Source organism: Mesorhizobium erdmanii USDA 3471, assembly GCF_000472705.1.
GTDB classification, from domain to species: Bacteria; Pseudomonadota; Alphaproteobacteria; order Rhizobiales; family Rhizobiaceae; genus Mesorhizobium; species Mesorhizobium erdmanii.
Genome location: NZ_AXAE01000011.1, coordinates 371240 through 396084, shown reverse-complemented (window position 1 = coordinate 396084; position 24845 = coordinate 371240). Strand labels below are relative to the sequence as shown.

Genomic DNA, 24845 nt, shown 5'->3' with positions numbered 1-24845 from the left:
CTAAGCCGACCGGCCCTTTTGCTCGACAAGGTAGCGGCGCAGGCCGGCCTCGCCGCGTGGCGTTGTCCAGCGATGGTTCCAGGCGAAAGCCGGCCGCAACAGCGGCGCGAGGAATTTGAGGATCGGCCTCTCGACCGTGACCTGCCAGGTCAGCTGCACATGGGTGCCGGTGCCCGACGGCGACAGTTCGGCCCGCCACAGCCCGTCGAAGTCGCCAAAGGTCTTCACCACGACCAGCCGGCCGGGGTCGAGTTCGGCGGCCTCGATGATGAAGTTCAGCTCATAGGGCAGGGCGCCGCGCGCCCGCGCCCTTGCGCGCGAACCGACCGACGCCTTGCCCTTGCGGTCGAGCGGCACCACTTCCTTGTAGACGTCGCCCCACCACAGCGGCAGCAGTTCGGCGTCGGCGATCACGTCCCAGACTTGCCGTGGCGTGCCTTCGGGAATCTGCCAGCTCTCGTCGAAGCGGAAGACGTTGCTTGGCATCGCGGTTCCTCCGGATGGCGGAACCGTATATTAGACATGGCTTCTCGATGTGGCCAGCACCACAGAGTCAGGCAACGAGCTGCTTGACGTAATAGCGCACCGCTTTCTTGCCGCCATGGATCACCGCGTCGCCGACTTCGGCGAAGCCAAGCGCCGCGTGGAAGGCATCCGAGGCGGGATTGGGCGGATCGACGTTGACCTCGCAGGTCACCAGCGTGTGGCCGGCGCGCACTGCCTGCTCGAACAGGTCCTGATAAAGCCGGCGCGCATGCCCCCGGCCCCGTGCATGCGCGGCGACGACGACACGGTCGACATAGATGAAGCTGGTGTAACGCTCGCGGAACCAGATGAAGTTCGGGCTGTCGTAATTCGCTTCCTGGTCGAAAGTCATGATGAAGGCTTCGAGATCGCCGATGCGGCGCGCATAGAATGCTTCACCAAGCAGGTACGACAGCCGTTCGGCTTCGAGCCACGACAATTCAGCGGCATGTTCGTTATTGAGCGCCAATATGTCCGCTTCGTCGCCTTGCGAGATATGGTCGATCGATGAGGTCATGCCTTGGCCGCAGCGATCGTTGCCGCCACTTGCGAGGTGTCGGTCAATGTGTTGCGGTATTCGCGATCGAGATCGGAGCCGCCCATGCCGACCTTGGGATTGCGGTAGCGCATGGCGCTCGGCACGTCCTTCAGCGCGGCGAAATGCATTTCGGCCAGTCCGGTCTTTTCGTGCACCTCGGCGATGTTGGCGAGATCGAGCCCGCCGCAGCCGAGGATGACGATGCGGTCGCCGGCCTGGCGAACCAGGTCCGCCAGCAACGGCAGGCCTTCGATGGCGGTGTCGCGCTGGCCGCTGGTCAGCACGCGGCCGACCTTGCAGCGGATCAGTGCTTCCAGCGCCTCCTTGGGATCGCGCGTCATGTCGAAGGCGCGATGGCAGGTGACGTTCAGGGGGCCGGCGGCCTCCGTCAGTTCGCCCATGCGCTTCTCGTCGATAGTGCCGTCGGCGTTCAGGCAGCCAAACACGACGCCGGGCACGCCGAGATCTCTGAGCGCCGCGACGTCGGCGAGCATCGAGCGGTATTCGGTTTCGCTGTAGAGAAAATCGCCGCCGCGCGGCCGCACCATGACATGAAACGGCACGGTAGCCTGGTCCAGTGCGGCGCGCACCGTGCCGAGACTCGGCGTGATGCCGCCTTCGACCAGGCTGGCGCACAGTTCGACCCGGTCGGCGCCGGCAGCCTGCGCGGCGAGCAGGCCATCAATGCCTTCGACACAGATTTCGATCAGCGGCGGGTGGGTTTGTGTGGTCAAGGGGCGATCCAGTTCATGATATTTCGGACAGCCCTAGCACCCGGGCGGCTGGCGCGAAAGCGTGAACGGTGCCCCGCCATTTGGACCAGGCGGCATTTCGCGGCTTGACAGTCTTATAACTGCATGGTTATGAGATAAACCATAGCCATATGGTTATTGATTGGCACTTGGTGGCCGGGCGGCAGCCGACAATTCCATCGGCTGAAAACCTGGATGCACTGCATACGGGCGCGGCAAAACACGCCCTCGAAAGGAGAAAGACGATGCAAGCGAGAATCAAGAATCCGGTGATGCTGATCCCCGGCGCCCTGCAGGCGCTGCTGGCGCTGGACAAGTCGACGGAGGCGGCCGACGTGCCTTATGTGACGCGCAAGCTCATCCATCTGCGCGCCAGCCAGATCAACAGCTGTGCCCTCTGCGTCGACATGCATGCGCGTGAACTGAAGGCGGCCGGCGAGAAGGACGAGCGCATCTTTGCGCTCGCGGCATGGCGCGAGACGCCATACTTCACCGAGGCCGAGCGGGCAGCCCGGGCGCTGGCCGAGGCCGGCACCAGGCTCGCTGATCGCCCGGACGCGGTGCCGGACGATATCTGGCAGGAAGCCGCCCGGCACTATGACGAAAAGGCGCTTGCCGTTTTGGTCATCCAGATCGCCCTGATCAACGCATTCAACCGGCTGAACGCGACGACACGGCAGATGGTCGGGACCTGGGGCTGAGTGCACTCGGGGCAGGTGCCGTTTGCATCAGCAAGGAAGGCGGGCGGAATTGCCTTCCCGCTTTCGGAGCGTAGGCGGTTACTGGCGCAACTCCGTATTCTTGGCGCCTTCCTCGACCTGGTCGATGACCAGGAGCTTGACCGGGCCATCGCCGATGTTGGTGGCCTGATGCCACTGCCCGATCATTTCGATGATGAAATCGCCTGTCTTGTAGGTGTTGCTGTTGCCGGTCTCGACATTGGTGACCTTCAGCGTTCCGGCCTCGACATAGGCGTAGCGCGGGAACGGGTGGCGGTGCACCGGCAAGGTCGCGCCCACCGCGATGTCATAGGTCGACACCAGCACCTGCACGTTCTTCTGCGGCAGCGTGATAGGCTGGCCGGAAGCGGTGGTCGTGCGTGACGCCAGCGGCGTCACGACGACGGGCGTGCTGTTGCTGTCGAGCGCCAGGGCGCAATTCGCGTGAAGCGCCGCCGCGGCTAGCAGTGCCGATATCAGGATTTTGCGCATGAGTCCTCCCTGAACCGACGCATCTATCGCGCGCCGGTAGTGCGCGCGCAAGCACCACGAGGTGCGGGTGGATACTTCCAGCTTGGAAAACGCCAATCCGTTCGGGATTTGCGAGGTGAACCCGCCAATCAGTACCCAACCTGAGGCGAGGGCTCCTCGCATTGGTAGACCATGCATTGACCGTCTCTGGTCGGAACATAGGCTACCATCGGCACGTAAGGGACGTCGCACTCGTTGCCGAATTGTCTGATGTAGCGATCATAGGTGTTCGGCCCGGTGGCCAGCACCGCTGCATGCTGCGTCTGGATCAGCGCCTGGGTCTGCGCGCAGGTCATATTGCGCGTGTCCGGCCGAGCATTGGCCAAGCTTACCGCAGCAATCGTGATCGCTGCCGCACAGAGCACAATCCTGCATATGGGCATTACGGTCTTGCAGACGAGCATGATGGCTTCCCAACGAAACATCTGGTTGGGAAGTTCGCATCTTGCGATGCGGTTCGGCAATGGTCGCGCTGTCACGATACAGCGAGCCAACACGCGCCGACATTTCGAGCCTGTTCAACCGAAACTTTCGGACGCTTGGAAATATTGGCTCCCGGGCCGGATTCGAACCAGCGACGCGATAGGAACGCTGCCTGAGCCTCCTGCCGAACTCGCCGAACTAGGCCATCAGGCGAGGCTTCCCCGAGGGGAAGAACGCTTCCACTCCAAGGCCGAGTCCATGGATGCGAAATCGGTAAAGTCTCGACCGAGAAAATTAGCAGTCTCTAAAATTGCTCCTTTGCGTTTAAGCGCGCCGTAATGTGCCCGGAACGATAAAGCCGGAATCAGTCACTGTGGCTGGCAAGCCGACATTGGAGAAAACGATGAAAAAGCTCCCCTTGCTGTTAGCGACTTCTCTCGGTGCGCTGGGAATTTTCATGGCCGCGAACGCCTTTGCAAGCCAGGTGTCCGATCACGCTGGTACAGCGACAATGACTACCGGCGACCAGAACGATGATGATGCGGTCGAAACCGCCAGCACAGGCCACCAGGGTGACGATAGCGCGACCGCCGGCCAGCAAAAGGGTGGTGACAACCAGGGTGATAAATCCGGTGATGATAGCGGCGAGAGCGGCGACCATCAGAGCGGCGAGCATGCTGGTGGTGGGAGCGGCGGCAACGGCGGCAACGGCGGCGGCGGTGATGGCGGCGGTGGCGGCGGTGATGGCGGCGGTGGCGGCGGCGGTGGCGGCGGTGACGACTGATACAGGTGCGGCTTAACCGGCCAGTGCGATCCCAGTGCTAACGCCAAGGCCGATAGGGGGGTGCGACTTGCCCATAAGCCGTCGCACACTCACATTCCGACCCAGCTTGCCTGGACAGACTTTGCTATTGAGATCGGGGCGAGGAATATAATCCCCCTTTGCGGCGAGCTCCTCATACGGAGATCGCCAATGGCCAGGTTCAGGCGCTGATCGACAGGCTTGGGCCTGCTCATGGCTCGATGCACCAGGATTTGGTCGGGCTCTTCACCTGCTCGGATTGCAAGGCCGCCGGCCGCGATCGGCGTTCGGTGCACTTCACCGTCATTCCTGACTGCGAGGGCATTCAGCGGGCACGGAATCAGGACTGGAAGCCGACGTTCAGGCGCTAGGCCCGCTGCCAGGGCGGATCTTGGGGGAGGCAGCGGGCCATTAGCGGGAAATGTAGGGTGTCCCACCGGGCAGCGGGGACATTTTCGCTGCCAGCGGCATTCCTAACCCAGCGTGGGCTCAATCGACCACATACAGATTTGTAAGGTTTAAAGCGACGCTCGGGTGAAAGGTGGCCGGCACCAAGTTGGGAGCTGGGTGGGCTATGAGCAAGGCGCCGGCCGAGCGAACACCAGGTCCGCCGCACAACCAACATCACCGATTCGACGCTACGTAGGTATGGCGTGATCACGGAAGCCCTAAACCGCTCAACGCAGTCGGCGGCGGATCCGATGATAGATAGGTGAGCTCTGAAGGTCACGGGCTGCGTGCGTGAAGAGCAGCACCACAGACAGAATCACCAGTGCAGATGCAACGCCGGTAACGAGAGCCATGCGAGCGAACGTCGCCAGCGCCAGGAAGTTCCCGAACTGATGGCGCGCCGGCCGCTGCCAATCACTCCGGACAAATTTCAATAATGAGACGGAACATTAGTCCTGTCTTGCGGCAGTGATCCTTGCCGAAGATCGAGGGGGGTATCTCGATCGGCCCGCGTCCCTCCGCCAACAGGGGCGTGGGCTTGCTGAGCCATTGCAACAGCCCAAGTTGGAAACTGGCCGGCCGCCCGGTCCGCGAGAGCTTTGTCTTCCTCTGCCTTCGTTGCGCATGTTTTTGAAAGCCATACAGCAAAGCCTTTCGCTTCAAGGCAGCGTGTCATGTAAGCAATGTTGGGTCCGCATACCCGGCAAGCACCGCAACAGAGACTCGGCTTGGGATTTGCTGGAAGCGATGTCGGCCACCAAGCATTGAATATCGGAAACGATAAGGCCCGGCGGCTTCGGCTTCCGGGCCTTTCCTATTTCCCGTGAGGCACGAAATAAGTGATAGTGGCAGCATTGGCGCCGACGCCCCGCGTGACCTGAACAGCCGCATACCCCTCGGGGATCGAGCCAGTCTCCGCCATGTCGACTGCTGTGCATCGGCCAACCATCTCGCCGTTCGGCCATGGCGCCAACCGCGCCGCGAGAGCCGTCTGGCAATCGTCCATGGACGAGTAGGGTACCGGCGGTGAATTCATAGGCCGACACAGCGAGGAGTTGCACGACAGCATAACCATCACTGCTGCGGTTCCCGGGTCCATTATCAAACCTCTCCAATTGCACGAGCGTCAAACGCCGCAGGAGGGGCTTTGTTTCGCATCTTCTTAAATATCGCCGCGTTCAGTGGGCGGCGGCCAAGGCAAGGCTACCGGGGACCTATTAATCGCTCCATCGGATCTTGCCCTTGCCGCGAAGATGCCGCGTGTCAGCGGCAAACTGAAGGTCAGCCATTATGGCGGCCTGTTCGACGACTGGTGCGATAACGGCAATCAAGGCGTCGACCGGAGGGATGTAATGCTTTGGCCCCGCGATCGACAGGTTGAAGCCAGTTGGATATCGGAGGTCATAATCTTGATTTATATGGCCGAGCCCCTCGGCCAGCGGCTTCATCAACTGGTCGGTGATGACAAGCCCCCGTCGCTCGCATTCCGAGAAAATATAGTCGATGTCGTGACCGAAAGGCTTGCGGCGCAGGTCCAGCTTCGAGACGCCTTTGAAGGCTAGGTACGATTTGAGGATGACCTCCACAGCATGGGCGAGTAGGAAATAGGCCGGATAACTGAGGCCTACGTCGTGGCGCTCGGCAATGATCTGAAAGGCTTGGTAGTAGGATCTGCCGCGTTTCAGCAGTTCGCCAGCAAAATGCCCCAGGGGCTGAGGCATCTCCCACAGCCTTGCCGATACCTGCTTGAGGCCGACGGGATTAGTCATCTCATCTCGCCAGAACAATTCCGACCGCTAAGCCTACACCGATCACGACGCCGATCGCCAAACTTTCGGCAAGGCGAAGCGTCCAAGCTGGCGCGCCGGCGCGCCAATTCCATCGAGGCCGCTTCCACTGAAGGCAAATCAGATCGTCAGATAAGCGTTCCATGCTCGTTTCTCTCCTTAGCGAGCCCCGTGTGATCAAGGCCTAGCGAAGTCGAGTTGCGTACCTATACCGTACCTATCGCCAAAATCGGCAATTTTGCATTTTCGGTAAGTGCTTGGAAATATTTGGCTCCCCGGGCCGGATTCGAACCAGCGACCAACCGGTTAACAGCCGGTTGCTCTACCACTGAGCTACCGGGGAACGGAGGCTCTTTGAGCAAGTGGCGCAGCCTATAGCAAACACCTTTCGGCTTTGCAAAGCAGCATTTCGCTTTTTTCCGAGACTTTTTCGCGCGGTTTCTCGCAATCGGTGGCGTCCGCCCTCATATTAGCCGTCCTGGCGACGGGCGCGGAACCGAAAAGGGCGGTCGCGGCTTTCGTAAAATGATATTTTCGAACGACCAGAGAAGCGACCACACAGGCAGCCATTGGCGATGACGGCAGCAGACGAAAACCGGACTCCGGCCCGAAAGATCTCGATTTTCGGGCGCGAGTTCACCATGCCGCAGTCGCGCGGCCTCAGAATCACCATCGGCATCCTTTTGACCATCGGCGGTATTCTCGGTTTCCTGCCAATTCTCGGCTTCTGGATGATCCCGATCGGATTGCTGGTGCTCTCCTATGAATTCGCCATGGTACGCCGCCACCGGCGCCGCTTCGTCGTCTGGTGGGAGCGGCGACGCCGGCCGGATTGAGCGACAGGCATCAAGTCGACCTGCATCGTCTTTCCGTGGCGTTATGCACTTGTTCTGGTTTCGGATTTTCGTGGATCGGCTTTGCTGTCGGCGCTTCTCTGCAGATCCTCGCGGATTTGCTTGAGCACGGCGGCAGCCGAGGCGAGCCGCGCTCGGTCACGCGGTGAAAGCGTGGCGGTGCCGTCTATCGCAAGGCAATCTATGGCGTAGCGCAACAACTCCTGGCACCCGGATCGCGACAAGCCCTCCCAGGTGTTCATTCCGTTGTCGGGGCTTGCCGGCCGCATGGCGCAGTCCTCCTCCTATTCTCAACGGTGGCCCGGGCATGGAGTTTCTCGTGACCTGCCGCTATCCCTAATTATCCACTAATATGCACGGCCACCGCTGTGGCCGCGAGGCTCGATGCGCAGGGCCACATTCTTGCAGAGGAAACCGCGCGGAATGCGTGGTGGCCGCTTGACGCCATTTTCGCCGCAACCTATTGGAACCGGGTGGAACGCCGGGAGCAACGAGGCCTCGTGGCGGAGTGGTTACGCAGAGGACTGCAAATCCTTGCACCCCGGTTCGATTCCGGGCGAGGCCTCCAATGCCCGGGCTCCCGCGCGCTCCAGCGCCGGAGCCTGACGTTCCGATCGAAATGAGCCGCGGTTCTGGCGCGGCAAACTGATTGGTTGGGACATGAGCGCTGATTTTGCCGAGCTTCGCGTCAAGATGGTCGATGGTCAGGTTCGCACCACCGATGTGACCAGCGCCCCGCTGCTTGAAGCCATGCTTACCGTCCCGCGCGAGGTTTTCGTCGGCGACCGCCAACGAGATCTTGCCTACATCGACGAGGACATCCGCATAGCCGACGGCACCAATGGCGCCCGCTATCTCATGGAAGCTTCGCCGCTGGCCAAACTGATGCAACTGGCCGAGATCAACCCGACAGATTCGGCGCTCGATGTCGGCTGCGGCACCGGCTACGCCTCGGCCATCCTGTCGCGGCTGGCACGGTCCGTCGTGGCGCTCGAGAGCGATTCGGTACTGGCGCAAACCGCGGCGTTGACCCTTTCCGGCCTGGGCTGCGGCAATGTGACCGTGGTCCAGGGCGCGCTGGCGCAAGGTCATGCGGCCAAGACGCCCTATGACGTCATCTTCATCGGCGGCAGTGTCGAGAAAGTGCCGGCGCCGCTGCTCGACCAGCTCGCCGAGGGCGGCCGACTCGTCGCGGTCGAAGGGCAGGGCAATTCCGGCGTGGCGCGACTTTTTTTCAAGGCTGGGGGGGTTGTAACCGGTAGACGGGCATTTAATGCGGCAATTAAGCCACTACCCGGGTTCGAACGTGAGCATGCTTTCGAATTCTGAATGATTTGGCCTTGCAGCAAAGGCTTTGTCATGGTCGCTTGCATTTGAACAATCGTTGCGGATTCCAGACTGGGGGCACTTTGGGACCGAGCGACAGGGAACATAACACGCCACTCCGGCTACTCTGACGAGAAGCTGGCGCGGCGCGGTTCCCATGGAAAACGAATGAGGGATATACCCGTGCCGTCTGTATCCAAGTCACTTTTTGCCGCCGTCCTCGTTTCCGCGACCGCGCTGTCCCCACTGACCGCCACGGCGGAAACCATCACGGGCGCGCTCGCCAAGGCTTATCAGTACAATTCGTCGCTGAATGCTTCCCGCGCCGGCGTGCGCGTCACCGATGAAGGCGTGGCCATTGCCAAGTCGGGTTGGCGCCCAACCATCACCGGATCCGCCGACGCGAATTATGTGAACACGCGCGCCAGCGGCGCCAACAACAAGACAGGCTCGGCCAGTGTCGGCATTGTCATCAACCAGACCCTGTTCGATGGTTTTCAGACCAGGAACAATGTGGCGGCAGCGGAATCCCAGGTGAAGGCGTCGGTCGAAAGCCTGCGCAACACCGAGGAGAACACCCTTTTCAATGCCGCGACCGCCTATATGGACGTGATTCGCGACCGGCAGATCGCGGTGCTGACCGAACAGAACCTGCAGTTCCTGACCGAGCAGGCGCGCGCCGCCCGCTCGCGTTTCGAGGTTGGCGAGGGCACCCGTACGGATGTCGCGCAGGCCGATGCGTCGCGCGCCTCAGCCGTCGCCTCGCTAAGCGCCGCCCGCGCGCAGGCATTGGCCAGCGCCGCAACCTATCACCAGGTGGTCGGCGACGAGCCGGGCAAGCTCAAGCCCGCCGCGCCGCTGGCGAAGCTGTTGCCGTCGAGCCTCAATTCGGCGATTGCCATCGGCTCGGCCGAACATCCGGCCATTCTCGCCACCCAGCATCTGGTCGACGCGGCGGCGTTTTCGGTGAAGTCGGCGGAAGGCGCGCTGTTGCCGCAGCTTTCCGCCTCGGCCGGCATCTCGGACGACTATCTCAATCGCAATCCGAATGTCGGAACGAACGGCAATTCGACTTCGGCCAATATCGGCGCGACCCTGACCATCCCGATCTATTCGGGTGGGCGGACCTCGGCGGTCGTGCGGCAGAGCAAGGAATCGCTTGGCCAGGCCCGCATCCAGGTCGATGTCAGCCGCGACCAAGTGCGCCAGGCCGTCGCGACGGCATGGTCGCAATACACTGCCGCGCAACAGAGCGTTTCCGCCAACAAGCAGGTGATCGACGCGGCGCAGCTGGCACTGAACGGCGTCATCGAAGAGCGCAATGTCGGCCAGCGCACCACGCTCGACGTGCTCAACGCCCAGGCCACCGTCATCACCGCCAAGATCAACCAGGCCAATTCCGAACACGATGTGGTGGTGGCGAGCTATGCCATCCTGTCGGCGGTGGGGCGCCTGTCGATCGACCGGCTCGGCTTGCCGGTGACCAAGTACAAGCCCGAAGAGCACTACAACGCCGTCAAGGACAAGTGGATCGGCGTGCGCACGCCGGACGGCCGCTAGGCGCAGCCGACCCTGTGGAGCGAGACCTTTCCTGAAAACCGGTCCTGCTTCGATTTCGTGCTCTAATCTGTTGAAATCCCACATGTCCCCAGATTGGGGATTCTCGGGCGGCGTTCCGTCGGTTACGCTGGCGCCATGATTCGAATCCGGCTTCTGCCGGAGGGGAAGTCCACAGGGGTCACAAAGGCGGCGGATGTGACGATGGCCACGGCGAGCAGCGCACAGCGCGAACCTTCAATGGAAGAGATACTGGCTTCCATCAGGAGGATCATCGAGGACAGCGACAACGGTCGCAAGCAGCCGGGCGAGGCCGAAGAGCTGCGGCAGGATCTGGAGCCGTCGCCGAGCGAGGCTGCCGCCGCCGATGTCGATGCGTTTCGCGCCGAGTTGCATGCCGTCCCCGAAGTCGGAAAGCCGGTCGCGATCGCTGACCCCCAGACGCCGTCGCCCGAGCCGGCGATCGCGCGCATGGACGAGCAGTTGCGCGCCGATCCCGTGCCGGTCAAGCCGTCGATGACGCTTGCCGAGGTTAGTGCGAGGGTCGCCGCCGAGCCGGCGCCGGCCGCCAGCATCGACACGCCAATGGTGCCGCAGGCAGGGACTCCGCAGGCCGTTGCGACGAGCGATAGCATCGTTGCCGATTGGCGGCGCGAGATCGCGGCGGTCGGAGAGCAGGCAAAAGCGATACCGGGCATCCGCAAGCCGGTCGCCCAGCCCGAGGAGCCGACCGGTGAGCTGGTGGTGGAGGCTGCGATTGAGCAGCCTTCGTCAAGCGATGCTCCGGCAGGCGCTGCGCAGGCACCTGCGGCGGCAAGCGAAGCGCCTTCGGCTCGTCCGGCAATTCTTTCCGAACACACGGGCCGGCAGGTCGCCGCCGCTTTCGGTGAGCTATCAGATGCTTTTGCCAGCCGCAGCAAGAAGACGTTCGACGAGATGGCCGAGGAGATGCTGCGGCCGATGCTGCAGGACTGGCTGGACAACAATCTGCCGACGCTGGTCGAGCGCCTGGTGCGCGAGGAAATCGAGCGCGTCGCGCGCGGCGCGCAGTAAGCCTCTCGACTGATTCCGGATCGAAGCGCCGCCCTCGCGTGGCGCTTTTTTTGGGCTCGGCTTTCGGCCGATGTCGGGAACGCGATCAGATTGCCGTCGGGATCGCTGACGATGAAGGCGCGGGCACCCCACGGCTCAGGCGCAATGCCGTTGAAATGGACAGTGCCACGCCTATCTGGTTCTCATGAGCCGGGCCGGCGCTTGCGGTTGACTTGGCGAAGACCTTCCGATTTACACCGAACCAGCAAAAATCCCGACAGCGCGGACCATTTTCCCATGCTTGAAAAGACCTACGACGCCAAGACCGTCGAGCCGAAGATTGCCAAAGTGTGGGAGGAGGCCGACGCGTTTCGCGCCGGTGCCGGGGCGGAGGAAGGGGCCGAGGCCTTCACCATCGTCATCCCGCCGCCGAACGTCACCGGCTCATTGCATATGGGCCATGCCCTCAACAACACGCTGCAGGACATTCTGGTCCGCTTCGAGCGCATGCGCGGCAAGAACGTGCTGTGGCAGCCAGGCATGGATCATGCCGGCATCGCCACGCAGATGGTGGTCGAGCGCCAGCTCATGGAAAAGCAGATCCACCGCCGCGATCTCACGCGCGAACAGTTCATCGAGAAGGTGTGGGAGTGGAAGGCCGAATCCGGTGGCGCCATCTTCAACCAGCTGAAGCGCCTCGGCGCCTCGGCCGACTGGTCGCGCGAACGCTTCACCATGGATGAAGGCCTGTCCAAGGCCGTGCTCGAAGTCTTCGTCACCCTCTACAAGGAAGGCCTGATCTACAAGGACAAGCGCCTTGTGAACTGGGATCCGAAGCTGTTGACCGCGATCTCCGATCTCGAGGTCGAGCAGCAGGAGGTCAATGGCAACCTCTGGCACTTCCGCTATCCGATCGAGGGCGAGACCTTCGATCCGGAAAATCCAAAAACCTTCATCACCGTGGCGACGACGCGCCCGGAAACGATGCTGGGCGACACCGCCGTCGCCGTGCATCCGGACGACGAACGGTACCGGCACCTGGTCGGCAAGAACGTCGTGCTGCCGATCGTCGGCCGCAAGATACCTGTCGTGGCGGATGAGTATTCCGACCCCGAAAAGGGTTCGGGCGCGGTCAAGATCACGCCGGCGCATGATTTCAACGATTTCGAGGTCGGCAAGCGCCACAAACTTCCGGCGATTAACATTCTGACCGTCGAAGCCGCGATCAAGTTGAAGGACAACGAGGATTTCCTCGCCGGCCTCGACGTGACGACGGAACGCCAGGCTGTCTGGGACGAGCTCGACGGGCTCTTCCGTTTCGTCGCGCGCAAGAAGATCGTCGAGCTGATGGAGGCCGGCGGCTTCCTCGAAAAGATCGAGCCGCATCGCCACGCGGTGCCGCATGGCGATCGCGGCGGCGTGCCGATCGAGCCGTTCCTGACCGAGCAGTGGTATGCCAATGCAGCGGAACTCGCCAAACCGGCAATCGCCTCGGTGCGCGAAGGCCGCACGAATTTCGTGCCGAAGAACTGGGAAAAGACCTATTTCGACTGGATGGAGAATATCCAGCCCTGGTGCATCTCGCGCCAGCTGTGGTGGGGACATCAGATTCCGGCCTGGTACGGACCGGACGGGCGCGTCTTCGTCGAGAAGACAGAGGAAGAGGCGCTGGGCGCGGCGATCGAATATTATCTGGCGCTGGAAGGGCCATGGAAGGCCTGGGTCGAGGACAAGCTGGAAAACTTCAAGCCGGGCGAGATTCTGACCCGTGACGAGGATGTGCTCGACACCTGGTTCTCCTCGGCGCTGTGGCCGTTCTCGACTTTGGGCTGGCCGGACCAGACGCCGGAGCTGAAGACCTATTACCAGACCGACGTGCTGGTGACCGGCTTCGACATCATCTTCTTCTGGGTTGCCCGCATGATGATGATGGGCCTGCATTTCATGGACGAGGAGCCGTTCCACACCGTCTATGTGCATGCGCTGGTGCGCGACAAGAACGGGCAGAAGATGTCGAAGTCGAAAGGCAACGTCATCGACCCGCTCGACCTGATCGACGAGTTTGGCGCCGATGCGCTGCGCTTCACGCTGACGGTGATGGCGGCACAGGGGCGCGACGTGAAGCTCGACCCGGCGCGCATCGCCGGATATCGCAATTTCGGTACCAAGTTGTGGAACGCGACGCGCTTCGCCGAGATGAACGAAGTCGCCCGCAATGACGATTTCTGGCTGAACGATGCCAAGCTTGCCGTCAACCGCTGGATCCTGACCGAACTGACGCGCGCCACGCGCCAGATCACCGACGGCATCACCTCGTACCGCTTCAACGAGGCAGCCGGTGCTGCCTACCGCTTCGTCTGGAACCTGTTCTGCGACTGGTACCTGGAGCTCCTGAAGCCGGTGTTCATCGGCACGGACGAGGTGGCCAAGGCCGAGAGCCGCGCCTGCGTCGCCTTCGTGCTCGACGAGGTCTACAAGCTTCTGCATCCAATGATGCCGTTCATGACGGAGGAGCTGTGGGCGCAGACGGCGGGCGAGGGCAAGGAGCGCTCCTCGCTGCTTTGCCACGCCGCATGGCCGGCGCCGGACTTCGAGGACGCGGGTGCGGCCGCCGATATCAACTGGCTGGTCGACCTCGTCTCCGGCATCCGTTCGGTGCGCTCGGAGATGAACGTGCCGCCGGGGGCGATCGCGCCATTGGTAGTGGTCGGCGCCAACGATGTCACGCGCGAGCGGCTGGTTCGCGAAGAGTCCGCCATCAAGCGGCTGGCGCGCGTCGGCGACATCTCATTGGCCGACGCGGCGCCCAAGGGCTCGGCGCAGATCGTGCTCAACGAGGCGACGATCTGCCTGCCGCTCGGCAACCTCATCGACATCGCCGCCGAGGCTGCGCGGCTGCAGAAGGAACTGGCCAAGGTCACCGAGGAAATCGCGCGCCTGCACAAGAAGCTGTCGAATGAAAGATTCGTCGCCAGCGCGCCAGCCGAGATCGTCGATGCCGAGCGCGAAAAGCTCGCCGAATACCGCGACGCGCAGGATAAGCTTTCGGTGGCGTTGATCAGGGTTCGCGACGCCGGTTGAGAGGTAGATTCGATGGGCTTTAGCGTCGTCTAAAATGGTGATCGTTTTGCCTCGAAAACGGGCATTCCGTTGCGTTAATGTTGACGTAAACGGAAGTTTTAGCCCCATTGTTGCCTTAATGTAACAATCAGGCCGAAAGACCCCTAAAAGTGGCCGTTTTCGATCCATTTGAGGCCGCTTTCCTTGATTTTCTGGTCGGATGAGCGCGGCTCGGACCGTTTTTCGGGTCCGTCGTGGCCATCTGCATTTTGTCGAAAATGCGTTTGGCAAGCGTGTACATGTACGCTTCGGGAATTCGTTGTTGCGCCGTTAACCTGAATTGGTTCTAGCTTGATGCACTAGTTATTCGGGGAGGACATCCATGAACAATTTGCGTCTGAAAGCACTGCTGGGGGCGGGGTGCTTTTCGCTGGCTTTGATCGGGACGCCGGCTGTAGTCGGAACGGCGCAGGCAGGCGGCTTGGAGCGCGGCGGCTACGACATCGATCTGCTGTTTGATCCAGCGCCAGTTACGGGTGAGGTCACAGGCACCTATGTGATGCCGCAACGCAATCTCAAGAATGTGAAGGACACTGACCCGTCTGACGGGCCCCTCAACCTCATTCCGGGTTTCTCCGATAGTGCTCGCGATACCGAAAGCTATTGGGTGCCGAGCGTCGGTATCAAGGCGGGCATGGGCCCCGTCGACTGCCTCGTCGACTATGGCCAACCGATAGGTGCGTCCAGCAACCCGGGTCGTAACTGGGCCGGCGCGAACAGCAATGTTAACACGCAGGTGAAGAGCGAGGCTGTGGGTGGAACCTGCTCCTACAAGATGGATGTTGGCAAGGGACAGCTTCGTTTCATCGGCGGCGTGTTCCACGAGGATGTTTCTGGCTTCAAAGAACAATTGGTGGCTCCCATTCCCGGCGCGGGCATAGGACGGCTTGACCTTCAGGGCGATGGATGGGGTTGGCGAGCCGGCGTTGCCTATGAGATTCCGGACATCGCCCTGCGCGCCAGCCTGGTCTATAATTCGGCGGTTAAGCTCGACAGTTTGGACGGAACGCTCGATCTGACTCAGGTGCCTTCGGCCCTCAATCCTCTAAATCCGTTTTTGGGCAAGGTGACGAACGTTAGTGGTTCGTCGGAGGTTCCAGATTCTTTGGAGCTCAAGCTTCAGTCAGGCATAGCTCCCGGCTGGCTGGCATTCGGATCCATAAAGTGGATGAATTGGAGCGAGTTGCAGAGCATTCCCTTTTGCCCCAGCGGCACGCCTTCCTGCACCACAACAAGCCCACTGCGGCTTACTTCGCTTGATTTGCTCTATCGCGATGGCTGGACGGTTTCGGGCGGTATCGGCCATAAATTCAACGATCAGTGGAGCGGTGCGGCGATTATCACCTGGGATCGTGGAACGTCGACCGGCCTGAGCGCTCAGACCGATACTTGGACCCTCAGCGGTGGCGTGGCCTATACGCCAACTCAGAACATTGAACTCCGTGTCGGTGGAGCGATCGGCGTGCTTACCGGCGGATCGATACATACGGCCGTGAGCTCGGCGGATGGCCTAACCTACGATAATGGCTATACCGCCGACTTCGGCAATGACCTTGTCACGGCACTTTCGACTTCATTCAAGGTCAAATGGTAACTGGCTGAAATTAAAAGAGAAAGGCCGGGCATCGCCCGGCCTTTTTCGTTTGCGCCGGCATCGCCGATGCTCCCGTCATTCAAGCTGCGTTGCATATAAGCTGCAGTGCGGCCGCCTCGTGCGATTGTGACGTTTCGGCAACACTTTCTGAACAACCCCTGCGCTAGAAGTCAGGCCGAGGAAATTGCCCATTTCCCGCCATAAACCCGGCGCACCTCGAAAAGGTCTCGGGACACGCGCCAAAAGGCTCGGCGATGGGACAAGGCCGCACCGCCCGCGGCAAGGAAGAGAATGGACGCCAAGGTCATCTCAAAGGCTAAGCTCCCTAGCCGCTATGTGACTGTCGGTCCGGCGCGTGCGCCGCACCGGTCCTATCTCTATGCGATGGGGCTTTCCGCCGCCGAGATCGCGCAGCCGCTGGTCGGCGTCGCTTCCTGCTGGAACGAGGCCGCACCTTGCAACATCTCGCTGATGCGCCAGGCGCAGGTGGTCAAGAAGGGCGTGGCCGCTGCCAACGGCACGCCGCGCGAATTCTGCACCATCACCGTCACCGACGGCATTGCCATGGGCCACCAGGGCATGAAGTCGTCGCTGGTATCGCGCGAAGTCATTGCCGATTCGGTCGAGCTCACCATGCGCGGCCATTGCTACGATGCGTTGGTCGGTCTCGCCGGCTGCGACAAGTCGCTGCCCGGCATGATGATGGCCATGGTGCGCCTCAACGTGCCGTCGATCTTCATCTATGGCGGCTCCATCCTGCCAGGCAGCTATCGCGGCCGCCAGATAACCGTGCAGGATGTGTTCGAAGCGGTCGGCCAGCATTCGGTGGGCACGATCGGCGATGCCGAACTGCTGGAAATCGAGCAGGCGGCGTGCCCGTCGGCCGGGTCCTGCGGCGCCCAGTTCACCGCCAACACCATGGCCACCGTCGCCGAGGCGATTGGTCTGGCGCTACCCTATTCCTGCGGTGCGCCGGCGCCTTACGAAATGCGCGACCGGTTCAATTTCGCCTCCGGCGAAAAGATCATGGAGCTGATCGCCAAAAACATCCGGCCGCGTGACATCGTCACGCTGAAGGCGCTGGAGAACGCGGCGACCGTGGTCTCGGCCACCGGCGGCTCGACCAATGCGGCGCTGCATCTGCCGGCGATCGCCCATGAGGCCGGGATAAAGTTCGATCTCTTCGACGTGGCGAAAATCTTCGAGAAGACGCCTTACATCGCTGACCTCAAGCCGGGCGGCAAATATGTCGCCAAGGACATGTTCGAGGCCGGCGGCATTCCGTTGCTGATGAAGACACTGCTCGACCATGGTTACCTGCATGGCGACTGCTTGACGGTGACTGGCCGTACTTTGGCCGAAAACATGCAGCACGTTGCCTGGAATGAGCATCAAGACGTGGTCCGCCCGGCCAGCAAACCAATTACCCAAACCGGCGGTGTCGTGGGGTTGAAGGGAAACCTCGCCCCTGAAGGTGCGATCGTGAAGGTCGCGGGCATGGCGGAGTTGAAATTCTCCGGCCGGGCACGCTGCTTCGATTCGGAAGAGGAATGTTTCGAGGCGGTGACGCATCGCAACTACAGGGAAGGCGAGGTTCTCGTCATTCGCTACGAAGGGCCGCGCGGCGGTCCTGGCATGCGCGAGATGCTGTCGACGACGGCGGCACTCTACGGCCAGGGCATGGGCGGCAAGGTGGCGCTGATCACCGACGGCCGCTTCTCGGGCGCGACGCGCGGCTTCTGCATTGGCCATGTCGGGCCGGAAGCAGCCGTGGGCGGTCCGATCGGTCTCATCCGAGATGGTGACGTGATTTCGATCGATGCGGTGAATGGCACGATCGAAGTGGCGCTGTCCGACAGTGAACTGGCGGCGCGAGCCAAGACTTGGAAGGCGCGCACGACCGACTACCAGTCGGGCGCGATCTGGAAATACGCACAGACGGTCGGGTCAGCCCGCGACGGCGCGGTTACCCATCCGGGCGGTGCGAACGAAACACACTGCTATGCGGATATCTGAGTTGTTGAGGTCAACACCAGAGTTTTTGAGGTCATCTGTGCTGCCGGCACTGGTCGCGTTTGCGATCTTTGGCGCCGTGGGCCAGGCTTTGGCCTTCGACGACAAGGTGTTCGACGACAAGACCGGCGTGAAGCCGCAGTCCAGCCCCTGGGCAGTGTTCCAGTTCGGGTTCTCCGCCTACAAGAACGGCCACAAGGAACAGGCCGCTGAGGCCTATAAATACGCCGCCGAAAACGGCCAGATCGGCGCCACCTGGAAGCTTGCCCGCATGTATGCCGAGGGCGACGGCGTGGCGCGCGACGACTATGAGGCGTTCAAGTTCTTCTCCGAGATCGTCGACCAGGATGTCGAGCCCGGTTCGCCCGAGGAAAGCTACGTCTCGGACGCGCTGGTGGCGCTCGGCGATTATCTGCGCAAGGGCATTCCTGGCAGTCCGGTCACCGAGAACGAGGTGGCGGCCCAGGAGTACTACATGCGCGCCGCCGCCAACTACCGCAACCCGAACGCCCAGTTCGAGATGGGGCAGATGTTCCTGAAAGGCGAGGGCGGCGTGAAGGCCAGCGTCAAGCAGGCCGGGCGCTGGTTCCAACTCGCCGCCGAGAAGGGTCATGCCGGAGCGCAGGCGACGCTTGGTCATCTCCTGTTCCAGAGCGGAAAGATCGTTCGCGGCCTGGCAATGATGACCGCGGCGCTCGAACGCGCGTCGCCGACCGATCAGCCCTGGATTCGCGGCATGCAAGAAGAGGCCTTCGCCGCCGCCGGCGAAGCCGACCGGCGCACGGCGATTTCGCTGGCCGACGACATCCTGACCAAGGGCACCGCCAACGCCGACCAATAGCGGCTGACCGCGTCTTGGCTCGAGGTAGCGACCTTTCGCGCCCTCCGTTCACGTTGGCGAACATCTTTGCCTGAGATCACAAATGATTGGAACGCGTGAGGCTCGATCACGTTATGTAACATCGAGTTCTCAATGGTGTCCTCATGGTCATGTTCAGCGATCCGCAACTTCGAGAGGTGGCAGAAGGAAATGGCATGACGACCGATCAGAAGGTGCTGTTTCTGGTGCAGTCCGGACACCTGGGTCCTACTGTTCTGCCCGGTAAGCTGTCGAGCGCCGTTGCGGCACGCCCGCACCCTATTCTCGTGATCCTTGCTTCGATTCTTTCGTCGGTAACGTGGCGATTGCGTTCGATGCGACAAAGGCCGGGTCACGGCATTTAAAGCGCGTCGCGCTGAAGCCGATTCAGGCGACGCGCTTTAAAGTCTTTGTTTTGATGCATGTCGTTGTCCCAGAACCGCTGCACAGTTCTGGGCGACGTGCATCAGGCCGCGAACGGTAACGATTGCCGCGCTCCCTGCGGCGATCAGAGCCTGAGGACTGGCTGTATCAACCGGCCCAAAAAGCTTTGAAGCCTGATGCTTCCTTGAAGCGCGACTATGCAGACGCAGGGCACGTCACTGCAAATGCGTGGTTTGTGGTCGACGGTCTCGTCCGCCTCGTCGAAGTCGCCAGGACCGTAACGGCCGAATTGGTGTTCAAAAGCGCCCTCCAGCACACACGTCCATTCGTCACCGGTATGCTTGTGGTGCGGAAGTCTGATTCCGGGTGCCGCCTTCAGCATGAAGACCTTGATGTCGGAAGGGCCGGCGACGGAGACGGCGCGTTGCTGCAGACCGGGCCACACCCGGCGCCATGGACCCAATTTATGACGGTCGAGCGGCTGCTCGGATGCAATCTCCGCGCCCTGGGCGCTCGTACCGATCGATCCCAGCGCCGCCTGGAGCGCGCCGGGCCTCATCGACACTGGCGATGCCTGCTCAAGCAGCGCTCCACCGATCGCTTCATATTGATCGACCGCGTGGCCACAGGCGGCGCACAAGGATCGATGGATCGAGACGACCAGGCTACGCGCTTCATCAAGCGTGCCGGAGGCGAAGGCGGCCAGAGTCTCGTCGCTCGGATGGTGGGTAATGTCGTTCGTCATCTCAGCTCACCAAGCTTCCCTCTCAATCGATGCAGAGCCAGCCTCATCCGCGACTTTACGGTGCCGAGCGGTATTCCAAGCAGTTTGGCGATCTCGGCATGCGCCAAGCCGTCGAAAAACGACAATCGGACAACGCGCAATTGGTCGCTGGGCAGCGTTGCGATCGAGGTCCTGACCAGGTCTTCGCGCTCGGCCGCGAGAAGCTGCCCTTCTGGCTCGTCCGGATCTGCCTCTTCCTGAACGGCTTCGTCTTCCAACCATCTGGCGGCTCGAAGGTCACGACGGCCGAGATCGATGCCTACATTGCGCGCGATGGCATAGACCCAGCTCGATGCCGTAGCGCGTCCGGGGTCGAACTGGCTGGCATTTCGCCAGAGCCTGAGCAGGGCTTCCTGCGCGAGGTCTTCCGCACGGTCGGGGCTTGCGCCGCGTCGGATCATCATGGATTTCACGCGTGGCGCGTAGTGTTCGAATAGGCTCACGAAAGCATCCCGATCCTGGGTTGCCGCAACGCGAGTGATTAACCAGGCTGGATCGAATTCAACCATCGCCTTGCAGTATACGCTCAAACTTGCTCCGGCTGACCAGGCAGCTCTTTGGGTTGTTGGTCTGTTTACGAACTGGGCTCGGGTTCGGATCACATTCCCCAGGCAAAATGATTTTTGTTCGTTTGATCGGCAGTGATCCAATTCGGGTCTTGGGCCGTAACCAGAACAAATCAATCGCTTCGCAAGCGACCAGCAGTCAGGAGCCCGCCTGAGATGCCTAAGATCTCGCTGATAATCGGCAGCGCGCCCGACGCGGTCAGGGCCAGGGACTGGGATCGCTCGGCATTCACCGAGGTCGTCGCCATAAACAACGCCTGGGCCGTGCGGCCCGATTGGGACTATCTGATCCACCCAGACGATTTTCCCGAGGGACGGTTGCCGGATAGCCGGAGCCCGCGGTTTGCATCGATCATAACATCCGCCGAGTTCGTGCCCGCGCAGAACCTGTTCGGTGGATTCGTCTACGCCGGCGGGACAATGGCATTTACCGCGGGCTACTGGGCGCTGAAGGCGCTGAAGCCCGACATCATAGCCTTTTTAGGCTGCGATATGGTGTATCCCGCGAACGCGCCTACGCACTTCTATGGGGTTGGTACAGCAGATCCGCTGAGAAACGACGTAACGCTGAGGGATCTGAAGGCGAAGTCGGCAAGGCTGTTCGCCCAAGCCCTGCGTCACGGAACGCTGTGCCTCAACCTGTCTGAGCTTCCGGTAACGCGTCTTGCCCTACCGCGCGTGACGCTGCCTTTAATCGAGCGGCTTACCTCCGCCCGTATCAATGCCATCAGGGCGAAGTTCAGATCGGCGATCGACGATACGTCGATGGAGAACGCCATCAGGCTCGAAAGTGAGCTTGGCTATTTTGTCCAGAGTGGGCGGTATTGGGAAAGTATCTCGGACTTCGATGGAGTCTCTCTCTCTAAAATCGATGACCACTGGAGATCTTCTGTAAGGAATATTCCAAACTCGGCATTTCCAAGCGATTTTTGCGGCGGACGCGGATCCAAGGTTGTTTCACCTCCGGTCGAGCTCGAGCGATTCTCGTGATGAATCGTGATGACATATCAAGGCTGATCCTGCGGACGAGCATGCAAGACCGCGCCGCGTTCGATCTTCTCTATCGGCATACGAGCGGGAAACTATTCGGAATTTGCCTGGGGATACTTGGTCATCGGTGCGAAGCGGAGGAGGCGTTGCAGGAGGTTTACGTCAAGATCTGGTCCAAAGCAGACCGCTTCGTGATTTCGGAGCTCAGCCCCATCTCATGGCTTGCGGCAATCGCTCGCAATCATGCGATAGATCGGGTCCGGTCGCGCCGGCCAGCTACCGCCGACCTCGCTGCCGCGGACGATGTCGCCGATCCGACCCCTTTGGCCGAAGCTTTGCTAATCGCAGCCGACGATACGAAGCGCGTGCATCGATGCATCGATGCACTGGGAAGGGAAAAGGCGGAAGCCGTGCGAGGCGCTTACATCGAGGGCCTCTCTTACGCGCAATTGGCCGAGCGTCATGACGTGCCGATAAACACGATGCGGACCTGGCTTCGTCGCGGGCTGATAAATATCAGAGCCAATTTTGGCGAATAGAATGCGGCACGGCTGCGCAAGCGGTTGCGGCTGAATTGTGAAATTAGCGATGGCCGATAATCAATAAACCGGCGGTCGAATTTTGCTGGGGAACACTATGTCTGGTTGAGTGTTTGTCTCCACGCGAGATTTCTCCGGGAGTAGCAAATGACTGACATGCCTACGCTCGCCGCGACGCTTCGAGCCACCAGCGAAATGCTGAAAACCGTTCGAAACATGGTTGTGCAATCCGGTCACCTTCATGAGATGCTGGACATAGACACGTTGGTCAACGTCGCCCAGGTCGAGGCTGAACGGCGGGCGGTGATCATGGAAGTCACCAGCAGCCGACGCCAGATCAGCCCGCGAGACGATAGGGTTCCGTGAGGCGCGCCTCCGCCGCAATTCTGAGGGCCGTTTCGCCTGCCATGCCGGACTGGAACAAGCGCACCAAATCCGCGGCTAGGTCGAGAGCGGCTTCGGAATCCGGCAAAATCCGGTAACGGTCACACACAGCCTCAAACACGGCGCAAAGGCGGTCGATATCCTCGGGATACAGAATTTGGCTGCTGTCTTGTCCAAACATCTCTGCGCTCCGGTAAGGGCGAGAGTGCGATGGTCGCTCCCAAGCAGCGGAGCCCATTTAACTGGCCGCTGACTGGCGCACCTTGTACCGAACCGAGGTCCGCGTCTTTAACATAAGACATAACGATGAAAATAGTCGGCGGCGAGGTCGATAGCCTGATGAGAAAATCAGTTCTCGGTGGGTTCGGTCGGCACCATGCTCGGCGCGGGTGTCGAAATCGGCGTCACATGCAGATGCGGAGCCATGGTGTTGGCGGGGCAGGTATCGCCGATTTTCGTCCAGGATGTGTTATTGAGCACCATATCGCAACGGGCGAGGTGGCTTTGGCCGGCAACAGTAAGGCAAGCGACCTGGCCGACCTGGTACGACTTTCCATTGGCCAGGCATTCCTGATCGGCAAGTGCCGTCGCGGGAGCGGCCATGGCCAGTGCCAGACCGATCGGACAAAGTAGACTTCGCGTGGTCATGGAATCCCCGGCGCCATGATGAATTTTCCATCATGCGCCGGAATGTGGCGATAGAAGGTCCGCGAGAAGCGGCTGTCAGGCCGGCAGCAAGGCGAGATCGATCGCCACCGGCACGTGATCGGAGGGCTTTTCCCAGGCACGCACATGCTTTTCGATCGAGGCCGACGAGAACCGGTTGGCGGCTTCCGGCGACAACAGCAGATGGTCGATGCGGATGCCGTTGTTCTTCTGCCAGGCGCCGGCCTGATAGTCCCAGAAGGTGTAGGTGTCGGGTGCATCGGTGACCGCGCGCACCGCCTCGGTGAAACCGAGGTTGAGCAGCCGCCGGAAGGCCTGCCGGGTCTGCGGCTGGAACAGCGCGTCGCCCAGCCAGTTCTCCGGAAAGCGCGCGTCGATCGGCTCGGGAATGACGTTGTAGTCGCCGGCCAGCACCAGCGCTTCCTCAAGTCTCAGCCGCTCTTCGGCCCAGCGTTCCAGCCGCGCCATCCAGGACAGTTTGTAGGGAAATTTCTTATCGTCGTCGATTGGATTGCCGTTCGGCAGATAGAGCGAGGCGACGCGCAACGCGCCCTTGTCGGTCGAGAACACGCCTTCGATGAACCGTGCCTGCTCGTCGGTGTCGTCACCCGGCAAGCCGCGATTGACTTCGTCAAAGCGCAGCTTCGACAGCAGCGCCACGCCATTGAAACCCTTCTGGCCATGGGTTTCGACGTTGTAGCCCAGCGCCTCGATCTCAGCACGCGGAAACTGCTCGTCGACCGTCTTGATCTCCTGCAGGCAGACGATGTCGGGCGCGCTCTCGGTCAGCCAATGGGTGAGGTTGCCGATGCGAGCGCGAACGCCATTGATGTTCCAGGTGACGATTTTCATGGCAACCTCAGGGGTGTTTCGGCGGAAGGCGTTCGATAAGGCCGATCGTATTGCCTGCCGGGTCCTTTAGAAAGGCCATCCATTCGCTTTCCCCAGCCGGGCCGAAGGTGCCTTCGGCATCGCGATGGACAAGTGCCGGCGGCGCGGTGAAGGGAACGCCCGCGGCTTTCGCCTCGGCGTGGAAAGTTTCCACGCCCCTAATGTCGAGATAGACCGTCCCGGCCGGAACGCCGTCGGTAAACAGCAGGCGCACGTCGCCGGCCATGATGAAGGCGATGCCGGGAGGATCGTAGCGGGCGTGAACGCCCATGCCGAGCACGTCGCGCCAGAAGGCGAGCGTCGAATCAAGATCGCGTCCGGCCGACAGGGCGACCTGACGGACCGCACCTATGGCAGGCATGCCGCTAGATGGAGAAACTGGTGCCGCAGCCGCAGGAGGCGACCGCATTCGGATTGCGGATCTGGAAGGACTGGCCCATCAGATCGTCGACGAAGTCGATCACCGAGCCGCCCATATAGACCAGCGACAAATCGTCGATCAGAACGGTGGCGCCGTCCTTCTCGATGGCGACGTCATCGTCGTTGCGGGTGTCGACAAGGTCGAACTTGTAGGAAAAGCCGGAGCAGCCGCCGCCTTCGACGGAAACGCGCAGCGCCGTCTTGCCGGCCTCGCCCGAGACGATTTTCGCGATCCGCTTGGCGGCGGAGTCGGTCATGTCGACTTTCATGGCAGTCTTGGCATCAGCGCCCATGGGCGTCACCTTGCTTTCGGTTTCACATGATAGGTATGAAGCGCGA

The 24845-nt window shown here is 61.4% G+C and carries 28 protein-coding genes and 2 tRNA genes; 15 read left to right on the top strand and 15 right to left on the bottom strand.

All coding sequences use genetic code 11. The features are described from left to right. The 3 genes from A3AU_RS0107080 to A3AU_RS0107070 form a co-directional block, all read right to left on the bottom strand. Positions 1–486 (bottom strand): SRPBCC family protein, encoded by a 486-nt coding sequence (locus A3AU_RS0107080; RefSeq protein WP_027052175.1) that lies wholly within the window; start codon positions 484–486, stop codon positions 1–3. Between the two features lie 67 nt (positions 487–553). Further along, positions 554–1042 (bottom strand): GNAT family N-acetyltransferase, encoded by a 489-nt coding sequence (locus A3AU_RS0107075; RefSeq protein WP_027052174.1) that lies wholly within the window; start codon positions 1040–1042, stop codon positions 554–556. After that, positions 1039–1797, bottom strand: coding sequence for a copper homeostasis protein CutC (locus A3AU_RS0107070; protein WP_027052173.1), 759 nt, complete (start codon positions 1795–1797; stop codon positions 1039–1041). Before A3AU_RS0107070 ends, A3AU_RS0107075 begins: the two co-directional genes overlap by 4 nt. Positions 1798–2060: 263 nt before the next feature. Here A3AU_RS0107070 and A3AU_RS0107065 point away from each other — a divergent pair, with 263 nt between their 5' ends. Next, positions 2061–2516 (top strand): carboxymuconolactone decarboxylase family protein, encoded by a 456-nt coding sequence (locus A3AU_RS0107065; protein ID WP_027052172.1) that lies wholly within the window; start codon positions 2061–2063, stop codon positions 2514–2516. 78 nt (positions 2517–2594) lie between these two features. Here A3AU_RS0107065 and A3AU_RS0107060 read toward each other — a convergent pair whose 3' ends face one another. Both A3AU_RS0107060 and A3AU_RS0107055 read right to left on the bottom strand, forming a co-directional pair. Further along, positions 2595–3026: a cupin domain-containing protein gene (locus A3AU_RS0107060; RefSeq protein WP_027052171.1), complete on the bottom strand. Its 432-nt coding sequence runs from the start codon at positions 3024–3026 to the stop codon at positions 2595–2597. A 128-nt stretch (positions 3027–3154) separates the two neighbouring features. Continuing rightward, the gene (locus A3AU_RS0107055; protein WP_032916953.1) at positions 3155–3448 is read right to left on the bottom strand and encodes a hypothetical protein; all 294 of its coding nucleotides are present in this window, start codon (positions 3446–3448) and stop codon (positions 3155–3157) included. Positions 3449–3891: 443 nt separating this feature from the next. Here A3AU_RS0107055 and A3AU_RS1000000138820 point away from each other — a divergent pair, with 443 nt between their 5' ends. Continuing rightward, the gene (locus A3AU_RS1000000138820) at positions 3892–4272 is read left to right on the top strand and encodes a hypothetical protein (protein WP_154674533.1); all 381 of its coding nucleotides are present in this window, start codon (positions 3892–3894) and stop codon (positions 4270–4272) included. 1685 nt (positions 4273–5957) lie between these two features. Here A3AU_RS1000000138820 and A3AU_RS0107030 read toward each other — a convergent pair. Both A3AU_RS0107030 and A3AU_RS0107025 read right to left on the bottom strand, forming a co-directional pair. Further along, the gene (locus A3AU_RS0107030; RefSeq protein ID WP_027052166.1) at positions 5958–6509 is read right to left on the bottom strand and encodes a hypothetical protein; all 552 of its coding nucleotides are present in this window, start codon (positions 6507–6509) and stop codon (positions 5958–5960) included. 286 nt (positions 6510–6795) lie between these two features. Next, a tRNA-Asn gene (locus tag A3AU_RS0107025) sits at positions 6796–6870 on the bottom strand. A gap of 232 nt (positions 6871–7102) precedes the next feature. Here A3AU_RS0107025 and A3AU_RS0107020 point away from each other — a divergent pair. Then, positions 7103–7363 (top strand): hypothetical protein, encoded by a 261-nt coding sequence (locus tag A3AU_RS0107020; protein WP_027052165.1) that lies wholly within the window; start codon positions 7103–7105, stop codon positions 7361–7363. A gap of 41 nt (positions 7364–7404) precedes the next feature. Here A3AU_RS0107020 and A3AU_RS1000000138815 read toward each other — a convergent pair whose 3' ends face one another. Then, positions 7405–7650, bottom strand: coding sequence for a hypothetical protein (locus A3AU_RS1000000138815; protein ID WP_154674532.1), 246 nt, complete (start codon positions 7648–7650; stop codon positions 7405–7407). Between the two features lie 225 nt (positions 7651–7875). Here A3AU_RS1000000138815 and A3AU_RS0107015 point away from each other — a divergent pair. The 9 genes from A3AU_RS0107015 (at position 7876) to A3AU_RS1000000138810 (ending at position 19247) form a co-directional block, all read left to right on the top strand. After that, a tRNA-Cys gene (locus A3AU_RS0107015) sits at positions 7876–7949 on the top strand. A gap of 92 nt (positions 7950–8041) precedes the next feature. Then, positions 8042–8710: a protein-L-isoaspartate O-methyltransferase family protein gene (locus A3AU_RS0107010; protein ID WP_027052164.1), complete on the top strand. Its 669-nt coding sequence runs from the start codon at positions 8042–8044 to the stop codon at positions 8708–8710. A 180-nt stretch (positions 8711–8890) separates the two neighbouring features. Further along, positions 8891–10267 carry a TolC family outer membrane protein gene (locus A3AU_RS0107005; RefSeq protein ID WP_027052163.1) on the top strand — a complete coding sequence of 459 codons (1377 nt, stop codon included), beginning with the start codon at positions 8891–8893 and terminating at the stop codon, positions 10265–10267. A gap of 201 nt (positions 10268–10468) precedes the next feature. Continuing rightward, positions 10469–11317, top strand: a complete 849-nt coding sequence (locus A3AU_RS0107000; protein ID WP_027052162.1) for a PopZ family protein — start codon at positions 10469–10471, stop codon at positions 11315–11317. A 276-nt stretch (positions 11318–11593) separates the two neighbouring features. Further along, positions 11594–14377, top strand: coding sequence for a valine--tRNA ligase (locus A3AU_RS0106995; RefSeq protein WP_027052161.1), 2784 nt, complete (start codon positions 11594–11596; stop codon positions 14375–14377). Positions 14378–14738: 361 nt separating this feature from the next. Then, on the top strand, positions 14739–16010 hold the full coding sequence (locus A3AU_RS0106990; RefSeq protein WP_027052160.1) for an OmpP1/FadL family transporter: 1272 nt from the start codon (positions 14739–14741) through the stop codon (positions 16008–16010). A gap of 291 nt (positions 16011–16301) precedes the next feature. Further along, positions 16302–18026 carry a dihydroxy-acid dehydratase gene (gene ilvD / locus A3AU_RS0106985; protein WP_027052159.1) on the top strand — a complete coding sequence of 575 codons (1725 nt, stop codon included), beginning with the start codon at positions 16302–16304 and terminating at the stop codon, positions 18024–18026. Next, positions 18013–18864 carry a tetratricopeptide repeat protein gene (locus tag A3AU_RS0106980; RefSeq protein WP_027052158.1) on the top strand — a complete coding sequence of 284 codons (852 nt, stop codon included), beginning with the start codon at positions 18013–18015 and terminating at the stop codon, positions 18862–18864. Before ilvD ends, A3AU_RS0106980 begins: the two co-directional genes overlap by 14 nt. Before the next feature lie 143 nt (positions 18865–19007). Next, a complete protein-coding gene (locus A3AU_RS1000000138810; protein ID WP_154674531.1) occupies positions 19008–19247 on the top strand; it encodes a hypothetical protein in 240 nt (79 codons plus the stop codon). 143 nt (positions 19248–19390) lie between these two features. On the opposite strand, the gene A3AU_RS0106975 is transcribed toward A3AU_RS1000000138810, so the two are convergent. Both A3AU_RS0106975 and A3AU_RS01000000134995 read right to left on the bottom strand, forming a co-directional pair. After that, a complete protein-coding gene (locus A3AU_RS0106975) occupies positions 19391–20011 on the bottom strand; it encodes a ChrR family anti-sigma-E factor (RefSeq protein WP_027052157.1) in 621 nt (206 codons plus the stop codon). Then, positions 20008–20559 carry a sigma-70 family RNA polymerase sigma factor gene (locus A3AU_RS01000000134995; protein WP_032916917.1) on the bottom strand — a complete coding sequence of 184 codons (552 nt, stop codon included), beginning with the start codon at positions 20557–20559 and terminating at the stop codon, positions 20008–20010. The genes A3AU_RS0106975 and A3AU_RS01000000134995 overlap by 4 nt, the downstream gene beginning before the upstream one ends. A gap of 213 nt (positions 20560–20772) precedes the next feature. On the opposite strand from A3AU_RS01000000134995, the gene A3AU_RS01000000134990 reads away from it, so the two are divergent. From A3AU_RS01000000134990 to A3AU_RS0106955, 3 genes are all read left to right on the top strand, one after another. Beyond that, the gene (locus A3AU_RS01000000134990) at positions 20773–21606 is read left to right on the top strand and encodes a hypothetical protein (protein ID WP_051355292.1); all 834 of its coding nucleotides are present in this window, start codon (positions 20773–20775) and stop codon (positions 21604–21606) included. Next, the gene (locus A3AU_RS0106960; RefSeq protein WP_027052156.1) at positions 21606–22145 is read left to right on the top strand and encodes a sigma-70 family RNA polymerase sigma factor; all 540 of its coding nucleotides are present in this window, start codon (positions 21606–21608) and stop codon (positions 22143–22145) included. Before A3AU_RS01000000134990 ends, A3AU_RS0106960 begins: the two co-directional genes overlap by 1 nt. A gap of 147 nt (positions 22146–22292) precedes the next feature. After that, positions 22293–22511 (top strand): hypothetical protein, encoded by a 219-nt coding sequence (locus tag A3AU_RS0106955; RefSeq protein ID WP_027052155.1) that lies wholly within the window; start codon positions 22293–22295, stop codon positions 22509–22511. Here the strand turns inward: A3AU_RS0106955 and A3AU_RS0106950 are convergent. The 5 genes from A3AU_RS0106950 to erpA form a co-directional block, all read right to left on the bottom strand. Further along, entirely contained in the window at positions 22483–22710 is a 228-nt protein-coding gene (locus A3AU_RS0106950; protein ID WP_027052154.1) for a hypothetical protein, read from the bottom strand. The two genes, A3AU_RS0106955 and A3AU_RS0106950, sit on opposite strands and share 29 nt — an antisense overlap. 167 nt (positions 22711–22877) lie before the next feature. Further along, entirely contained in the window at positions 22878–23177 is a 300-nt protein-coding gene (locus A3AU_RS0106945) for a hypothetical protein (protein WP_027052153.1), read from the bottom strand. Between the two features lie 75 nt (positions 23178–23252). After that, positions 23253–24047, bottom strand: coding sequence for an exodeoxyribonuclease III (gene xth, locus A3AU_RS0106940; protein ID WP_027052152.1), 795 nt, complete (start codon positions 24045–24047; stop codon positions 23253–23255). A 7-nt stretch (positions 24048–24054) separates the two neighbouring features. After that, the gene (locus A3AU_RS0106935) at positions 24055–24447 is read right to left on the bottom strand and encodes a VOC family protein (RefSeq protein ID WP_027052151.1); all 393 of its coding nucleotides are present in this window, start codon (positions 24445–24447) and stop codon (positions 24055–24057) included. 4 nt (positions 24448–24451) lie between these two features. Continuing rightward, positions 24452–24799: an iron-sulfur cluster insertion protein ErpA gene (gene erpA, locus A3AU_RS0106930; protein WP_027052150.1), complete on the bottom strand. Its 348-nt coding sequence runs from the start codon at positions 24797–24799 to the stop codon at positions 24452–24454. Positions 24800–24845 lie beyond the last annotated feature (46 nt).

What these genes read in the sequence shown, in the direction of transcription:
- A3AU_RS0107080 (WP_027052175.1), bottom strand. Translation starts at nt 486, where the DNA reads ATGCCAAGCAACGTCTTCCGCTTCGACGAGAGCTGGCAGATTCCCGAA.
- A3AU_RS0107075 (WP_027052174.1), bottom strand. Translation starts at nt 1,042, where the DNA reads ATGACCTCATCGATCGACCATATCTCGCAAGGCGACGAAGCGGACATA.
- A3AU_RS0107065 (WP_027052172.1), top strand. Translation starts at nt 2,061, where the DNA reads ATGCAAGCGAGAATCAAGAATCCGGTGATGCTGATCCCCGGCGCCCTG.
- A3AU_RS0107060 (WP_027052171.1), bottom strand. Translation starts at nt 3,026, where the DNA reads ATGCGCAAAATCCTGATATCGGCACTGCTAGCCGCGGCGGCGCTTCAC.
- A3AU_RS0107055 (WP_032916953.1), bottom strand. Translation starts at nt 3,448, where the DNA reads ATGCCCATATGCAGGATTGTGCTCTGTGCGGCAGCGATCACGATTGCT.
- A3AU_RS1000000138820 (WP_154674533.1), top strand. Translation starts at nt 3,892, where the DNA reads ATGAAAAAGCTCCCCTTGCTGTTAGCGACTTCTCTCGGTGCGCTGGGA.
- A3AU_RS0107030 (WP_027052166.1), bottom strand. Translation starts at nt 6,509, where the DNA reads ATGACTAATCCCGTCGGCCTCAAGCAGGTATCGGCAAGGCTGTGGGAG.
- A3AU_RS0107020 (WP_027052165.1), top strand. Translation starts at nt 7,103, where the DNA reads ATGACGGCAGCAGACGAAAACCGGACTCCGGCCCGAAAGATCTCGATT.
- A3AU_RS1000000138815 (WP_154674532.1), bottom strand. Translation starts at nt 7,650, where the DNA reads ATGCGGCCGGCAAGCCCCGACAACGGAATGAACACCTGGGAGGGCTTG.
- A3AU_RS0107010 (WP_027052164.1), top strand. Translation starts at nt 8,042, where the DNA reads ATGAGCGCTGATTTTGCCGAGCTTCGCGTCAAGATGGTCGATGGTCAG.
- A3AU_RS0107000 (WP_027052162.1), top strand. Translation starts at nt 10,469, where the DNA reads ATGGCCACGGCGAGCAGCGCACAGCGCGAACCTTCAATGGAAGAGATA.
- A3AU_RS0106995 (WP_027052161.1), top strand. Translation starts at nt 11,594, where the DNA reads ATGCTTGAAAAGACCTACGACGCCAAGACCGTCGAGCCGAAGATTGCC.
- A3AU_RS0106990 (WP_027052160.1), top strand. Translation starts at nt 14,739, where the DNA reads ATGAACAATTTGCGTCTGAAAGCACTGCTGGGGGCGGGGTGCTTTTCG.
- ilvD (WP_027052159.1), top strand. Translation starts at nt 16,302, where the DNA reads ATGGACGCCAAGGTCATCTCAAAGGCTAAGCTCCCTAGCCGCTATGTG.
- A3AU_RS0106980 (WP_027052158.1), top strand. Translation starts at nt 18,013, where the DNA reads ATGCGGATATCTGAGTTGTTGAGGTCAACACCAGAGTTTTTGAGGTCA.
- A3AU_RS1000000138810 (WP_154674531.1), top strand. Translation starts at nt 19,008, where the DNA reads ATGGTCATGTTCAGCGATCCGCAACTTCGAGAGGTGGCAGAAGGAAAT.
- A3AU_RS0106975 (WP_027052157.1), bottom strand. Translation starts at nt 20,011, where the DNA reads ATGACGAACGACATTACCCACCATCCGAGCGACGAGACTCTGGCCGCC.
- A3AU_RS01000000134995 (WP_032916917.1), bottom strand. Translation starts at nt 20,559, where the DNA reads ATGGTTGAATTCGATCCAGCCTGGTTAATCACTCGCGTTGCGGCAACC.
- A3AU_RS01000000134990 (WP_051355292.1), top strand. Translation starts at nt 20,773, where the DNA reads ATGCCTAAGATCTCGCTGATAATCGGCAGCGCGCCCGACGCGGTCAGG.
- A3AU_RS0106960 (WP_027052156.1), top strand. Translation starts at nt 21,606, where the DNA reads ATGAATCGTGATGACATATCAAGGCTGATCCTGCGGACGAGCATGCAA.
- A3AU_RS0106955 (WP_027052155.1), top strand. Translation starts at nt 22,293, where the DNA reads ATGACTGACATGCCTACGCTCGCCGCGACGCTTCGAGCCACCAGCGAA.
- A3AU_RS0106950 (WP_027052154.1), bottom strand. Translation starts at nt 22,710, where the DNA reads ATGTTTGGACAAGACAGCAGCCAAATTCTGTATCCCGAGGATATCGAC.
- A3AU_RS0106945 (WP_027052153.1), bottom strand. Translation starts at nt 23,177, where the DNA reads ATGACCACGCGAAGTCTACTTTGTCCGATCGGTCTGGCACTGGCCATG.
- xth (WP_027052152.1), bottom strand. Translation starts at nt 24,047, where the DNA reads ATGAAAATCGTCACCTGGAACATCAATGGCGTTCGCGCTCGCATCGGC.
- A3AU_RS0106935 (WP_027052151.1), bottom strand. Translation starts at nt 24,447, where the DNA reads ATGCCTGCCATAGGTGCGGTCCGTCAGGTCGCCCTGTCGGCCGGACGC.
- erpA (WP_027052150.1), bottom strand. Translation starts at nt 24,799, where the DNA reads ATGGGCGCTGATGCCAAGACTGCCATGAAAGTCGACATGACCGACTCC.